The following is a 13,696-nucleotide window of genomic DNA, read 5'->3' on the forward strand; positions in this document are numbered from 1 at the left end:
GGGCACGGTGGATATGCTATAATAATCAGGATTAGGCAATGTCGTAAACGCATCTTGCATGCTTCGAAGGGAGTAGGATGAAACGAAATGGCCAAGAAACAATTTGCAGTTATCGGGATGGGGCGATTCGGCTCCAGTATCGCCAGTTCGCTAACGGAAATGGGCTTTGAGGTGCTGGCTATCGATTCGAGCGAAGACAAAATCCAGGACACCATTAATAAAGTTACCCATGCCGTATCGGCGGATTCAACGGATGAAGAGGCGCTTCGTTCCCTTGGCATCCGCAACTTCGATGTTGTCGTGGTGGCCATCGGGGAAGATATTCAGGCAAGTATTCTCACTACGCTAATCCTGAAGGATCTCGGCGTAAAAATGATTGTCGTCAAAGCACAAAACGAATTGCACGGCAAAGTATTAACCAAGATCGGTGCGGATAAAGTGGTTTATCCGGAGCGGGATATGGGAATGCGCGTCGCTCATCATTTGATTTCCCCTAATATCCTGGAGTATATCGAGATCTCGGAGGATCACAGCATTATTGATCTGAGAGCGCCGGAAGCGATGATCGGGAAAAGCCTCAAGCAGCTGGACATCCGGGCGAAATTTAAATGCAACGTAATGGCGATCAAGACGAATGGACAAATGAACATCGCTCCTTATCCGGATGATCTAATCCGTCCGGAGGATGTCCTTGTTATCGTTGGAAGAAACGCGGATTTATCCAATTTGGAAATAGCTTATTCGGAAGGCTGATCGGAATTATGAATCATTTATTATTAACCTCTATCCAAAATGAACGAGTGAAGCAGTGGGCTTCCTTGCTGGATAAAAAATATCGGGACCGGACAGGCCTATTCATTATTGAAGGCGTCCATCTGGTGCAGGAAGCCTTCAAGTCCTCCGCTGCCGTGCAATGCGTCGTATATAATACGGAGCGCGGCATTCCGCAAGAGCTGGAGCAGCATGCCCGGGAGGGCGGATCGGAATGGGTGCAGGCAACAACGCAAGTCATGGCGAAATGCACGGGAACCGATACGCCGCCGCCGGTATTCGCCGTACTGGAGAAGCTGAAGCGGGACGATACCGCTTTGTTCCGGAATAACAGCCTTGTTGTTGTCCTTGACGGGGTACGCGATCCGGGTAACGTTGGCACGATTATCCGCAGCGCGGATGCGGTTGGCGCGGATGCGGTTGTGCTGGGCAAAGGCAGCGTGGATCTGTATAATCCGAAGACGGTGCGTTCCACGATGGGCTCGCTATTCCATCTGCCGATTATTGAAGCGGATCTCGCGGAGCTGCTGCCCGAGGCGCAAAGCAAAGGAATCAAGCTTGTCGGGACAAGCCTGCAGGCGACGCACACTTGCTATACATATGACTGGACGGCAGGCACCTGGCTTCTGATGGGCAATGAATCGGAAGGACTGTCCGATGCGGTACGGAAGACGGTTGACGAATCGGTTATTATTCCGATGCAGGGCGAAGCGGAATCGCTGAACGTCGCGATGGCTGCAACCGTGCTGTTGTACGAGGCTTTGAGACAGCGGAAATATAAATAGGTTATGAACATTCGAATTCGATAACGAGCAAGGAGGAGCTTCGTCCCTTATAAACCGGGCGAGGCTCCTCCTTGCTCGTTTTTGTTAAGCGTTGCTTGAAATCTCAGGCTTCATCGTATCTTTGTTCGACTTTCCCCACATCTGCCGACGCAGCACAATCCCGGCGACACCGATTATCCCCACCGCCAGCCCGACAAGCAAGAACGTGCGGCTTGCTCCCATTAGACCGATCAGCGCGCCGCCGCTAAGCGGAGCAATAACGAAGATGACGCTGTTCAGGGAGTCAAATATGCCGCTGACACGGCCAACGGCATCGGGCGGCGTTTCCTTCTGCAGAATGTAGTTCATTCCCGAGGAGGTGAAGCCGGTACCGATCCCTCCGATAAAAAATACGAGCAGCATAATCCACAGCGGACTGTCTTGCCGGAAAGCGCCGGCTGCCGCGAACATCAGGCCGATCAACGCCACGCCTCCACCAAGCAACCTGCCATACGCCGTAAGCTCCTGGTATCGGCGAAGCCACGTCACACTCGCAAGTCCGCCGGCGCCGATTGCCGTTACGAGCCAGCCCATCAAATCGGGCTGTTCCGGGGCAATCTCGCGGAAGAGGACGGCAAATTGGGCATCAATCATTTGGATGCCGGCCAGCCCGATTAAGCTGAAGAGAAGACTGATACGCAAGATGCGGCTGTGCCATAGAAGGCGCCAACCATCGCGCCATTCGCCCCGCAGGCTCCCTTTCTTCCCGGTTGCGGAGGCGGCAGCCGGCACGCGCCCATCGACGGCGGGGACAAGAAGGAGCAAGAAGGCGGACACCACGTAGCAGACCGCGTTCACCGCCATGCTGACGGAAGGGGAAAATGCGGACGCTGCGGAGGCGCCAAGCAGAGGCCCTAGTATTTTGGACAGCTGGAAGATCGCTCCGTTAAGAGAGGTAGCCTGCAAGAGCTGATCCGGCGCAACAACGGCCCGAGTCATCGACTGTTGTGCGGGAAAGTGGAAGACGCGGGCGGTCGAGCGAATTGCGATTAATCCGAGAAGAACTCCCGCGTTAGGGGCGAAGATAAGCAGGACGGTTAATCCCGAGCGCAGGAGATCGGTGGCGATCATCAGGTTACGTTTGTTCCAGCGGTCCGCCAAAATTCCTGCCAGCTGGCTGAACGCAATGCCCGGCACGGCAAAACATAGAGGCAGCAGCGCGATCGTCATCGCGTCCGCCTTCCAAATGAAGCCGAGAAGAATCATGACGGCCATGAAGTCGAAATAATCGCCAAAAGCCGAAAGGCCGTAGGCGGCGAACATTTTTGCAAATGAGCGGTTTTTTCTTAACATTGGTAGGCTATCCCCCGTGAATGGAATCGTAATGATTCCAATGGTACCAGGGGAATGTCAGAGAATGATCAGAGATGCTTTTTAAGCAACTGCTCTGTTTGAGGCAGCAGCTCTTCAAAGCGATAACGAACAGCAAGCTGGTCCCATTGCCGTTGATAAGCTAGCCGATACGTTTCATCGCATTGGTGGATCGCGAGAAATCGCAGCAATGTACTTAAGCTAAAAAGAAGATGGGGGAGGAACTCCGTATGGCGGAGTGTCTCGAGCCCTTCATCCAGCGCAAGTCTCGCGGCGGGAATGCTGCTTCGCCGGTATAGGAGCATTGCCATGGCCACGAGATAAGCTCCCCGCTCGCGCTTGATCGGATGGCGCAGCAGCAGCTCGTCGCATTCGCGCAGCTTGGCATCCGCAGCCTCGAGCTTCCCCGTCCATATCGCCAGATACGTCTCCTTCAGCAGAAAGAGTGCCGTGAAGCTAGGGGAGTCGAGCCCTTCAATCTCCTGCCTGATTGTTTCAAGACCCTCCCGGGCAAGATCCGGCTTTCCGACTTCCGTATAGAGGAGAACGAGGCTGAGCTGCAAGTCATACCGCCATGCCAGTGCATTGGCGTTGTCTTGGGCAAGAAGCTTTTCGATATAAGGGAGCGTAGCTGCAGGCTCCGGTTGAATGATGGAGTGGATATACACCGCATACGTCAGCTTCTGCCAGAGGAAAATCCCGTCCGCTGTCAGGAGCCATTCGAAATCGCCGCGAATAAAACGCAGATAGGCGTCATTATAAGGGTCGCCTGGCAGGCTTAATACTTCACGGTTCTCCGATAGCAGCTGCATGGCCGCTCCCATGCCAAGGCTGTGATACCTGGAGAATAATCGCTTCACGTCCACCGCGAACTGTTCGTCAAAGCTTAGCGGGTTAACGTTCGACTCCGGAGCGCGGCGCACGAGCTTGTAGCCCTGGCCCCGGACGGTTTCCACGCGGACCAGATGGCTCCAGCCGGCTAATTTTCTTCGAACGCGGTAGATGTGGTCGTCTACGGTCCGGTCGGTGGGGGCTTCCATCGGCCAAACGGCATCAAGCAAGGCCTCGCGAGTGAACGAACGTCCGGCATGCTCGTAAAGAAAGCGAAAGAGCGCAAACTCCTTCGGCAAGAAACTTACGCGTTCGCCCGCGTACGCGACTTGATAAGTATCCGGATTGAAATGAATCATGCGAAACTCCCTGCCCTTTCCCCTTTGCGCTTGCAATACTTCTTTTCTTGATGATGGCATGGCGGATCGGAGAAAGCAAGCGAACAACTTGATCTGCCAAACCTATTTCAGACTTTTTCCGAAGTCTTTTACTCCCGTCTGGTTTTCTAAAATTTTGTTCGTTTTGTCGGATACCCGACATTTTTATAACAGGGAAATGTGTTATTATCCGTATATCACATGCGAAAAGTCGGATTAATTCTCATGCCTGATTCTTAAAGCTCGAATTCGAGGTGAATACGAATATGGATGAAATCGTCGCTGGCAAGGATTATCAGGAGAAGGACGACGTCAAGCAAACAATCCTGAGCGTGTTCCGCGAATACGGAACGGAGCGGACCTACCGCAAGCAAGAATTTATATTTCAGGAGCACGATCCGCCTTCGGCTGCTCATTACGTGGCATCGGGCCTTGTCAAAATCTCGCAAACCTCACAGGAGGGGCAAGGCATTACCTTATTCCTTCGTTACCCCGGCGAGATGTTCGGCAACGCGGAGCTGCTTACCCAGCTTGACCGCAGGCGTTACGCCCAGTGCTTGGCGGAAAGTCAAATCATGACGCTGGAATCGCAGTTGTATCAGGATCTGGCTCGATCCAATGCTTCGTTCGCTTATGCGCTGGCCGTGATTACCGCGCGAAGGCTGCTGCAGACGCAAAATATGGTGGAAACGCTGATCAGTCGTCCGGTCGCTTGGCGGTTAGCTTGGTTCCTGATGCAAATGGGCAGGGAGCGCGAGGATCGGATTGAGGTGCAGCTTCAATTGAGCCACGAGGAAATTTCCTATGTGATCGGCTGCAGCAGGCAGACGGTAACCGAGATTTTGAACAAATGGCGGGACAGACAGCTCATTACTTACAGCAAAAAGAACATTATTATTCATCATCCAAGCCGATTCTTCTCGGTAATTTGATCTTAAACGGCTTGGAAGGAAGGGACCGGCATGATTGAAATTGAGAAGGTCAGTAAAGCATTCGAACAGAAGCAAAAAAAATCCTACCAGGTTCTCGATGACGTATCGTTCACGATTAAACAAGGGGAATTCGTCTCCCTGCTTGGTCCTTCTGGCTGCGGGAAATCGACGCTTCTAAATTTGATTGCCGGCTTCGAGAAGAGCTACTCCGGCACGATTCGAGTCAACGGAGAGCCTGTCAAGGGACCGGGTGCCGGCAAGGTCGTCGTGTTTCAGGAGCACGGCCTATTCCCGTGGATGAACGTTCTGGACAACGTGGCGTTTGGCTTGAAGCAGCAAGGCATACCCAAGAAAAAAAGATACGAGCGGGCTTTGGAGGGCATCAAATCGGTGCATCTCAGCAAATTCATAGACCGCTACCCGCATGAATTGTCAGGGGGCATGAAGCAGCGAGTTGCCATTGCGAGAGCGCTCGTTATGGAGCCGGACATCTTGCTGATGGATGAGCCGTTTGCGGCGCTTGACGAACAAACAAGGTATATTCTGCAAAAGGATCTGGAGGACATCTGGCTGAAAACGCGCAAAACCGTGCTGTTCATCACGCATAACATCAGGGAAGCCGTACTCTTGTCCGACCGCGTTCTCGTTATGGCGACGCAGCCCGGCCGGATCAAGAAGGAATTTGTTATTCAGGCGGCACGGCCGCATCAGGCGGTCGATCCGTTGATTCATCATTACGAGAACAAAATCATGGAGACGCTCACCGAGGAGTTGGAGAAGGTTGTAAGAGAGGAGATGGGCCATGACTATCGCTTGGAGAAGAACGCTGTTCCTAGTCTTCCTGATCGCGATTTGGGAATTGGGATATAGGGTTTTCGATTGGGGCTGGAAATTTCCTTCTCCGCTCCAGACGGCGGAAGCCTTTGTTGACGGGTTTGCGAACGGCCATCTATTCGGCTCGATTCTAGCCAGTATGCGAAGGCTGCTTATCTCCTTCGTCATCTCCATTCTCCTCGGCACCGGGCTTGGTTTCCTGTTCGCTCGCTTTCGGTTCCTGGACGAAACCTTCGGCTTCCTTGTAGTCGCCCTGCAGACCGTACCAAGCATTGCCTGGCTGCCCTTCGCCATCATTTGGTTTGGACTAAACGACACCTCGGTCATTTTCATTACGGCCATTGGCGCAACCTGGACGATGTCGATGGCGAGCCGAACCGGCATTGCTCAAATTTCGAAAATTCATTTGCGGGCCGCCCGGATGATGGGCACAGGCAATGGACTGAAGCTGTTCTATCAAGTAATGCTGCCGGCCGCTTTTCCCCATTTAATTACGGGTGTTCGCGTGGCATGGGCATTCGCCTGGCGCGCCCTGACGGCTGGGGAGCTGATCGGACGTGGACTAGGTCTCGGCCAGACCCTTCAAGACAGCCGGGACATCGGGGATACGGCAACCCTTCTATGCGTCGTCATTATCATAGCGCTTATTGGAACGATCTCCGACCATTTTTGTTTTAAGCGGCTGGAGGATGGCATTATGGTGCGCTTCGGTCTGCACGCGGCCAAAAATTAAAACATGATTTTTATGAATACGGGGGAGAACGATGAAGATTAGAATTGGTTTGAAACCAGGCACAAAAAGCATTCTGCTGGGAGCCGTGTTCCTGCTGACGAGCATGCTGGCTGCCTGCGGCTCGAACGGCGGCCATGCTGCTTCTTCGGAGGGACAAGTTACCGTAAAAATCGGCCTTTTAAAAAACGTAACGCACGCTCCGGGCTTTGTGGCCCTTAAGAACGGGTATTTCCAGGATCAATTCGGCAAAAACGCGAACATTGAAGTTACGGCCTTTGACAATGGCTCCGACTTCTCCACGGCTATCGCTACGAATCAGATCGATCTAGGCTACGTTGGGCCTGGCCCGGCTATCAATCAATATTTGAAAAGCAAAAACTTCCGAATCATCTCGGGCTCTAACAATGGCGGTGCGGTATTGATCGCGGGCAAGGACGCCGGCATCAAATCCGTTAAGGATCTTACCGGCAAGACGGTGTCGATTCCGACCAAAGGCAGCACGAACGAAATTTCCCTGCGCCTTCTGCTGCAGCAGGAAGGGCTCAAGGTTGCGACGGACAAATCAGGCGTTCAGATCATCACGCGCGCTCCTGCCGATACGCTTGTCGCCATGCGGCAAAAGGAGGTTGACGCGACTCTTATTCCGGAGCCATGGGGTACGCAGATGGTCGAAGAGGGAACCGGCGTGGTGCTGGTGGATTGGGATAAAATCCCTCCAAACGACGGCGATTATCCGCTCACCATCTTGATGGCCAGCGATAAATTTCTGAAGGAACATCGGGATTTGGCCAAGGGCGCCATTAAGGCCAATAAGCAGGGAATCGACTTTATTAACGAACACCCGGACAAAGCCTATACGCTTATTAGCGACGAGCTGAAAGAGCTAAGCGGAAAAGGCATGGATGCGAAGCTGATCAAGGCGGCGCTTGACCATTTGCATTTGACCGAGAACGTGGATCTGAACGTCATCAAGACGATGGCCAAGGTTTCGTTTGACGCGGGCTATTTGAAAGGCATAAAGGACGAGAGTCAGGTGGATCTGTCCCAATTCTACGATCCTTCTCTGCTGGATGAAGGGAAGCAAGGGAAGTAACGAAATAAGTGGAGGTATCGGTATGTTGATTCAAACGCAAGACAATATCGTTTCCGATTATCATGAGCGCATGAAGGTCGTACTACTCGGAACGGGGACGCCGCGCGCATTCGGAAACCGGGCTAAATCCTCCGTTGCGATTCTGGCAGGCAGCAAAGTTTTCGTTGTGGATTGCGGGGGGGCCGTCGTGGACCAGCTGATCAGAGCCGGCATCATGCCGCAGCGCGTATCGGATGTGTTGTTCACTCATCATCACAGCGACCATAACTCGGGCTTCTTCGACTTATTCATCTCCAGCTGGCGAACGCATGTCGTGCCGGGACGCGTGTTCGAAGGCAGGTCGGTGCCGATGAGCGTGTATGGACCAACGACAACGCGCGAGATTATCGGGAAGATGCGAGAATCCTTCGATTTCGACGCAAACCTGCGGATCCACTACAACTTGTCCGCGGAAGACGCTTCCAGGATTGAATATTTTGAAAACAATGAAGGTGTCGTCTACGACAAGGAAGGTATTCGGATTACCGCATTCGAAGTGGATCATAGGCCCGTCTATCCCGCGATTGCATACAAGATTGAGTATAATGGCAAAGCGGTAGTTATCTCGGGCGACACGATCCCTGTCGTGAATATGATCAAGTATAGCAAAGGAGCCGATCTGCTTATTCACGAGTCTTACAATAAAACGTGGCTTGACGCTCTGATTGCGGAATTCCCGGAACAGGCACAGTCCTTAAGCAATCCGGCTAAGTATCATTCCACCACCTTGGAGGTGGCGGAGCTGGCAAGGCAGGCGGGCGTGCCCCATCTTGTGTTGACGCATCATATCCCGGCGCCTTTCCCAACGGAGGAAGCGGAAGCGGAATATACGCAGGGAATGCGGCAGATCTACCAAGGAACAATTACCATGGGCCGTGATTTGATGGCGTTTGAGTTATAAAAAAAATTTTTTATTCCAGGCGTATAATTTTCCAGTCATTCCACAAAATAACCTCACATCCAAGAAGGAGTTGACTATTATGGCTAACCAATCCAACAATTTAGTTGTACCGCAAGCGAAAGAAGCTTTGAACCGCATGAAGTACGAAATCGCTACTGAGCATGGCATTCCGCTCTCCGAAGGTTACAACGGCAATCTGATGACTCGCGAAGCGGGCACGATTGGCGGCAACATTACGAGACGCCTTGTTCAAATGGCAGAACAGTCTTTAAGCGGAGCACAATTCTCCAATACAAGAAGATAGCAAGCAAAACAGTCATTCCCCTCCATCTTGCACATCACTTACCATCGGCTAGCGATCATGACGATGTTATAATGGTGAGATGAGAGGGGAATGTTTATGTTTATCTCGCCTATGCAGCCTATGAAAGCTGAGGAACCCTTCAACTCAGAGGAATATTTATTTGAACCCAAATTGAATGGTCATCGTCTAATCGTTTCGTTTATTAACGGACAAGTGAATATGTACACCAGGAACAACAATGAAGTTGGAAGACAGTACCCCGAGCTGTTTAACGTTCCCGTTGACAGCGGAATAGATGTCGTTTTCGATGGAGAAGTTGTAAGATTGCGGGACGACGGAACGAATGATTTCGAAGAACTTATCCAAAGATACCGAATGGGCAAAGCAACAAAGATAAAAGAAGCCTCCAGAACTCATCCCGTGCAATATTACGTCTTCGACATCTTGTATCTGAACGGAAAAAGCTTGGCGCATCTGCCTCTTGTCAAACGGAAAGAGCTTCTTGCCCAGATTCTTAAACCAAGCGGGTATTATCATGTAACCATGTCCATTGAGCAAGAGGGAAAAGCCTTGTTTAAAGTAATGGAAGATAAAGGTCTGGAAGGCATTGTAGCAAAGAAAAAGAACTCTAAGTATGTGAGCAGAAGATCCGAGAATTGGCTCAAGGTCATCAACTATCATTACCTTGAGGTTTCCATCTGCGCCTACAGACGCAAACAATTCGGCTGGCTTGTCGAGCATGAGGGAAGAACAGTCGGCTGCATCGAATGGACGATTCCGATGGAGGACAGGAAAGCTTTTTACCAACGTGCTGAATCCCTTATTACCGGACAAGACAAACATTTTGTCTATGTAAAACCTATACTTAAAGTCATCGTAAGGTTCCGTGACTGGACTTCAAATCATATGCTTCGGACCCCCGAATACGTGGGATTTAGCGGAGAAAAAGCCTCTAAGATGATGATATCTTAGAGGCTTTGCATTATTCCGGACGTGATTTCATTAATTCGGCCCTAGCCTCGGCTAAAAAATTTCTAACTCACGGATTGAAGCAAGCCTAAGAAAGGAAATATTACAGCAGCCGCCGTGCAGGCAGTGAATAACCCCATTTTGTTTTTTCTGTAGGCAGCAAATAAAAGAAAGAACGAGATAAGGCCCATTGCCATGCAAAGGGCGCCAGCCATATTCCACTGCCATTGAAGCGATAAGTCATTTAGATCAGCGTGCAGCAATTTGAACAAAGTCGATGGCACGGGTTCCTCCGATTCTGTCTCGTGAGGTGGCTCCTGGTTCCCCATGAATGCCGTAGTGATTAGAATAAATAAAGCAATCAAACTTTCCGCTTTAAGCCAGGATTGCAATCTACGTTCATTCTGGCCGTTAGCATATATTTTGGTTAGAAATCCATTCATGAATGCTAACAAGATAAGAGGAATGAACAATAAATGCTTCAATAGGAGTGCCTCTCCATAATTTATTCCCCATGAGCTGATATACCCAACCTCGATGATGATTGACATCATTACAAAACCAGCGATTACGATTAGCGCCATACAAGCGATCGACAACGGCGTGTACCAGCGGGTAAAGGCTTTCCAATTCCAGCTTCCTTTTCGAAACCAAGCGACAAGAATAAGAATGCCAAGCCAGACAGAGACAGCACCAACATGTATGGTTTGAGCTGGGAGTCCCCATGTCTTGGAGAGTGCGGCGGGATGACTCGCATATCCATGGACCAGAACCAAACAAGCCCAAATACCGGCTGCGACCCCTTTCAAAGATTTATGCTTTAAGCCATTAAAAGAAATAACCATAAATAAAGCGCTGCCAAGAATAAAACTCATGATCCATGCCCGTCCGAAAGAGTAGTCGTTCAAAACGATCAGGAGAACTTCGGCGAAAGACATTTGCGGGGCAAAATCCATTAAAATAACGGATGTTCTTACGATTGAAGCAAAAGAGAATACCGGAATTCCGATAGCGGCTAACTGGATCATGCGAGCTGGCACATGGACTTCCGGTTTGAATCGGCTGGGGATAAACTCGAGTGCCAGATTGCCTGCGGTGATGGCAAACGAGAGGTAAAGAAGAGTTTCAAAAAAGTAAATATACAAAGAATCAACTCCAAGGTAGGATTGGACAACTGGATCTATCTTATCATGAATTAATAATTGAAAATATGTTCATGCGTAACTCATGACCGCTCCATAGTTAACTTATATCATCTATGTTATAATGATCATCACGTTACAAGACAAATAACGGCGAGGTACTTATGACGGATAAAACATTAGTTGATGCTTGTGATGAGACTTGCAACGGAACAGCGGTTGATATCACTAAAATACAAGAAAAACTGTTGCCTGAATCTGCAGCAATGGATTTAGCTGATTTATTTAAGGCATTAGGGGATCCGACCCGGGTTAAAATTATCCATACCTTATTACAGTCCGAACTATGCGTTCATGATTTATGCGAGGTGCTGGGAATGGGGCAGTCGGCCATTTCCCATCAATTGCGCTCCTTGCGCAATATGCGGATTGTGAAGCGACGCAAAGTGGGAAAGACCGTGTTCTATTCGCTTGATGACGAACATGTTGAGCAAATTTTCGTTCAAACGCTGCAGCATTTGAAACATGATTGAAAGTAAAGAGTGTGATTACACAATGGACGCCAAAGTCTCGGATATTTGGATGATATTATTCTCGTTCCATTCGGTGTTTACATAGCTCTCCGGTTATTTCCAAAAGAAGTGCTTGAGGAATACCGAGCCAAGGCAGAGGAACAAAGAAAATTAGGCAAACCAAAAAATTGGATTACAGGCACATTTATTATTGCCGTTTGGATTGCATTAGCGGTGCTGTGCGGCTGGTACATCATTCGGCTTGTTAAATAGTCACCTCAGCAGTCTTCATAAACTAAAAAAACCGCCGAATTTACGGCGGTTTTTTTAGTTTATGCAACCATACCGATAAGTGAAATGGCGAGCGACAGCGTTAAATAACTGCAGTTATTTAGATTGTTTAAAATTAATTTGTTGACAAACTAATTTGCGGCGAGTATGATTGGTTCATAAAGATTGTATGCAAATTAATTGTTTGCAAATGAAATTGAGGGGGAAACATGATGCATCAACAAACGGTTATTATCGGAACGGGTCCTGCGGGATTAACGGCAGCCATTTACTTGGCTAGGGCGAATCTGACTCCGCTTGTTATTGAAGGAACGCAGCCTGGCGGACAATTAACAACAACGACGGAGGTCGAGAACTTCCCCGGTTTTCCCGATGGAATCACGGGACCGGAGCTTATGGACAATATGCGCAAGCAAGCCGAGCGATTCGGCACGAGATTTCAATCCGGCTTCGTAACCCGCGTGGATGCGTCGAAACGTCCTTTCACGTTATACCTGGAAGGCGGCACCGAAATAACGGCGGACGCGGTAATCCTATCGACCGGTGCTTCCGCGAAAATGGTCGGTATACCCGGCGAAGTCGAAAATATCGGCCAAGGGGTTAGCACATGCGCAACCTGCGACGGATTCTTTTTCCGCAACAAAAAAATTATCGTGATCGGCGGCGGCGACACCGCGATGGAGGAGGCGTTGTTCTTAACCCGATTCGCTTCCGAGGTCCGCGTTGTGCATCGCAGAGAGGAGCTTCGGGCTTCCCAGATCATGCAGGATCGCGCGCGCGGAAATGCCAAAATCTCTTGGAGCCTTAACGCGGCACCGCTGGAAGTATTGTCCGGCGACAAAGGAGTGACCGGTCTCAAAGTTCGCAACAACGCGACGGGAGAGGAAGAAGTGCTGGAAACCGACGGAATCTTCCTTGCGATCGGGCATCATCCGAACACCGGGTTCTTAGGCGGCCAGATCCAAACCGACGAGCAAGGCTATGTGGAAGTTGTTCCGGGAACTTCCCGCACGAACGTTCCCGGCGTATTCGCTTGCGGAGACGTCATGGATCCGATCTACCGTCAGGCGATCACGTCGGCGGGCAGCGGCGCCAAAGCGGCATTGGATTGCGAAAGCTTCTTGTTCGAGCAGCACTAATTCGAATCGATTTTATAACAGCGCATTATAAAACTAATCATTTAATGGAGGTTATTTATCATGACACAAGAACGTACAGGTAAAGCAACAGTAGGCGGACAACCGATTACGCTGGTAGGCCCGGAGTTGAAAGTCGGTGACAAGGCCCCGGCTTTCACCATCAACAAAGATCTAATGACCGAAGCAAGCCTTTCCGACTATACAGGCCAGATCAAGCTTATTTCCGTCGTGCCTTCGCTGGACACCGACGTATGCGACGCGCAAACGCGCCGCTTCAATCAAGAGGCGTCGAAGCTGGGTGATGGCGTGGTCGTATTGACGATCTCTGTTGATTTGCCATTCGCGCAAAGCCGGTTCTGCGCGACAGCCGGCATCGAGCGCGTCATCACCTTGTCGGATTATAAACACCGCAGCTTCGGCGAGGCATATGGCGTGTTGATTAAAGAACTGCAGCTGGATCAACGAGCGATCTTTATCGTCGACGCCAACGATACCATCCGATACGTCGAATATTTGGGCGAGATGTCCGATCATCCGAATTACGAAGCCGCCTTGGCTGCCTTGCGCGAGCTCGCGGAGTAAGCGGCCCCTTAGCCTGAGGATGAAGAGCCCTTTGACCAGCTTTCGCTCAAAGGGCTTTCTTTAGCTGCATTGTTTTTTTAGAAAAAGGATTGTAATATGAAGGGCAGCGAA

The 13,696-nt window shown here is 50.4% G+C and carries 16 protein-coding genes; 13 read left to right on the top strand and 3 right to left on the bottom strand.

Translation table 11 applies throughout. The features are described from left to right. The first annotated feature begins 87 nt into the window (after positions 1-87). Positions 88-753, top strand: a complete 666-nt coding sequence (locus tag ACR9FF_RS05945; RefSeq protein WP_435169653.1) for a potassium channel family protein — start codon at positions 88-90, stop codon at positions 751-753. Positions 754-761: 8 nt separating this feature from the next. After that, positions 762-1,556 (top strand): TrmH family RNA methyltransferase, encoded by a 795-nt coding sequence (locus tag ACR9FF_RS05950; RefSeq protein WP_435169655.1) that lies wholly within the window; start codon positions 762-764, stop codon positions 1,554-1,556. A gap of 84 nt (positions 1,557-1,640) precedes the next feature. Here ACR9FF_RS05950 and ACR9FF_RS05955 read toward each other — a convergent pair whose 3' ends face one another. Further along, positions 1,641-2,888: an MFS transporter gene (locus ACR9FF_RS05955; protein ID WP_435169657.1), complete on the bottom strand. Its 1,248-nt coding sequence runs from the start codon at positions 2,886-2,888 to the stop codon at positions 1,641-1,643. Between the two features lie 68 nt (positions 2,889-2,956). Further along, positions 2,957-4,096: a winged helix-turn-helix domain-containing protein gene (locus ACR9FF_RS05960; RefSeq protein WP_435169659.1), complete on the bottom strand. Its 1,140-nt coding sequence runs from the start codon at positions 4,094-4,096 to the stop codon at positions 2,957-2,959. 284 nt (positions 4,097-4,380) lie between these two features. Here ACR9FF_RS05960 and ACR9FF_RS05965 point away from each other — a divergent pair, with 284 nt between their 5' ends. The 7 genes from ACR9FF_RS05965 (at position 4,381) to ACR9FF_RS05995 (ending at position 9,922) form a co-directional block, all read left to right on the top strand. Next, positions 4,381-5,046 carry a Crp/Fnr family transcriptional regulator gene (locus ACR9FF_RS05965; protein ID WP_127491020.1) on the top strand — a complete coding sequence of 222 codons (666 nt, stop codon included), beginning with the start codon at positions 4,381-4,383 and terminating at the stop codon, positions 5,044-5,046. Between the two features lie 30 nt (positions 5,047-5,076). After that, complete coding sequence (locus ACR9FF_RS05970) at positions 5,077-5,916, top strand: ABC transporter ATP-binding protein (protein WP_435169662.1); 840 nt, start codon at positions 5,077-5,079, stop codon at positions 5,914-5,916. Then, the gene (locus tag ACR9FF_RS05975; protein WP_201006031.1) at positions 5,849-6,613 is read left to right on the top strand and encodes an ABC transporter permease; all 765 of its coding nucleotides are present in this window, start codon (positions 5,849-5,851) and stop codon (positions 6,611-6,613) included. The genes ACR9FF_RS05970 and ACR9FF_RS05975 overlap by 68 nt, the downstream gene beginning before the upstream one ends. Before the next feature lie 31 nt (positions 6,614-6,644). After that, positions 6,645-7,706, top strand: a complete 1,062-nt coding sequence (locus ACR9FF_RS05980) for an ABC transporter substrate-binding protein (protein WP_435169664.1) — start codon at positions 6,645-6,647, stop codon at positions 7,704-7,706. A 22-nt stretch (positions 7,707-7,728) separates the two neighbouring features. Beyond that, positions 7,729-8,646, top strand: a complete 918-nt coding sequence (locus ACR9FF_RS05985) for an MBL fold metallo-hydrolase (protein WP_201006033.1) — start codon at positions 7,729-7,731, stop codon at positions 8,644-8,646. Positions 8,647-8,725: 79 nt separating this feature from the next. Beyond that, positions 8,726-8,950, top strand: coding sequence for an alpha/beta-type small acid-soluble spore protein (locus tag ACR9FF_RS05990; protein WP_015842751.1), 225 nt, complete (start codon positions 8,726-8,728; stop codon positions 8,948-8,950). A gap of 96 nt (positions 8,951-9,046) precedes the next feature. Continuing rightward, entirely contained in the window at positions 9,047-9,922 is an 876-nt protein-coding gene (locus ACR9FF_RS05995; protein WP_435169667.1) for an ATP-dependent DNA ligase, read from the top strand. A 62-nt stretch (positions 9,923-9,984) separates the two neighbouring features. On the opposite strand, the gene ACR9FF_RS06000 is transcribed toward ACR9FF_RS05995, so the two are convergent. Continuing rightward, the gene (locus ACR9FF_RS06000) at positions 9,985-11,064 is read right to left on the bottom strand and encodes a copper resistance D family protein (protein WP_435169669.1); all 1,080 of its coding nucleotides are present in this window, start codon (positions 11,062-11,064) and stop codon (positions 9,985-9,987) included. Between the two features lie 161 nt (positions 11,065-11,225). On the opposite strand from ACR9FF_RS06000, the gene ACR9FF_RS06005 reads away from it, so the two are divergent. The 4 genes from ACR9FF_RS06005 (at position 11,226) to tpx (ending at position 13,585) form a co-directional block, all read left to right on the top strand. Beyond that, positions 11,226-11,594 carry an ArsR/SmtB family transcription factor gene (locus ACR9FF_RS06005; protein WP_435169671.1) on the top strand — a complete coding sequence of 123 codons (369 nt, stop codon included), beginning with the start codon at positions 11,226-11,228 and terminating at the stop codon, positions 11,592-11,594. Between the two features lie 45 nt (positions 11,595-11,639). Then, complete coding sequence (locus tag ACR9FF_RS06010) at positions 11,640-11,846, top strand: hypothetical protein (protein WP_435169673.1); 207 nt, start codon at positions 11,640-11,642, stop codon at positions 11,844-11,846. A 230-nt stretch (positions 11,847-12,076) separates the two neighbouring features. Next, entirely contained in the window at positions 12,077-13,003 is a 927-nt protein-coding gene (trxB, locus tag ACR9FF_RS06015; protein ID WP_435172043.1) for a thioredoxin-disulfide reductase, read from the top strand. Positions 13,004-13,063: 60 nt separating this feature from the next. Beyond that, positions 13,064-13,585, top strand: a complete 522-nt coding sequence (tpx, locus tag ACR9FF_RS06020) for a thiol peroxidase (RefSeq protein ID WP_201006043.1) — start codon at positions 13,064-13,066, stop codon at positions 13,583-13,585. Positions 13,586-13,696: the final 111 nt, after the last annotated feature.

This window comes from Paenibacillus glycanilyticus (genome assembly GCF_051200795.1).
Classification (GTDB): Bacteria; Bacillota; Bacilli; order Paenibacillales; family Paenibacillaceae; genus Pristimantibacillus; species Pristimantibacillus glycanilyticus.

Excerpts from the sequence above, each read along its gene's own strand:
- ACR9FF_RS06005 (WP_435169671.1), top strand. The coding sequence starts at position 11,226 with ATGACGGATAAAACATTAGTTGATGCTTGTGATGAGACTTGCAACGGA.
- tpx (WP_201006043.1), top strand. The coding sequence starts at position 13,064 with ATGACACAAGAACGTACAGGTAAAGCAACAGTAGGCGGACAACCGATT.
- ACR9FF_RS05950 (WP_435169655.1), top strand. The coding sequence starts at position 762 with ATGAATCATTTATTATTAACCTCTATCCAAAATGAACGAGTGAAGCAG.
- ACR9FF_RS05985 (WP_201006033.1), top strand. The coding sequence starts at position 7,729 with ATGTTGATTCAAACGCAAGACAATATCGTTTCCGATTATCATGAGCGC.
- ACR9FF_RS05965 (WP_127491020.1), top strand. The coding sequence starts at position 4,381 with ATGGATGAAATCGTCGCTGGCAAGGATTATCAGGAGAAGGACGACGTC.
- ACR9FF_RS05980 (WP_435169664.1), top strand. The coding sequence starts at position 6,645 with ATGAAGATTAGAATTGGTTTGAAACCAGGCACAAAAAGCATTCTGCTG.
- ACR9FF_RS05995 (WP_435169667.1), top strand. The coding sequence starts at position 9,047 with ATGTTTATCTCGCCTATGCAGCCTATGAAAGCTGAGGAACCCTTCAAC.
- trxB (WP_435172043.1), top strand. The coding sequence starts at position 12,077 with ATGCATCAACAAACGGTTATTATCGGAACGGGTCCTGCGGGATTAACG.
- ACR9FF_RS05960 (WP_435169659.1), bottom strand. The coding sequence starts at position 4,096 with ATGATTCATTTCAATCCGGATACTTATCAAGTCGCGTACGCGGGCGAA.
- ACR9FF_RS05970 (WP_435169662.1), top strand. The coding sequence starts at position 5,077 with ATGATTGAAATTGAGAAGGTCAGTAAAGCATTCGAACAGAAGCAAAAA.
- ACR9FF_RS05945 (WP_435169653.1), top strand. The coding sequence starts at position 88 with ATGGCCAAGAAACAATTTGCAGTTATCGGGATGGGGCGATTCGGCTCC.
- ACR9FF_RS05990 (WP_015842751.1), top strand. The coding sequence starts at position 8,726 with ATGGCTAACCAATCCAACAATTTAGTTGTACCGCAAGCGAAAGAAGCT.
- ACR9FF_RS05955 (WP_435169657.1), bottom strand. The coding sequence starts at position 2,888 with ATGTTAAGAAAAAACCGCTCATTTGCAAAAATGTTCGCCGCCTACGGC.
- ACR9FF_RS05975 (WP_201006031.1), top strand. The coding sequence starts at position 5,849 with ATGACTATCGCTTGGAGAAGAACGCTGTTCCTAGTCTTCCTGATCGCG.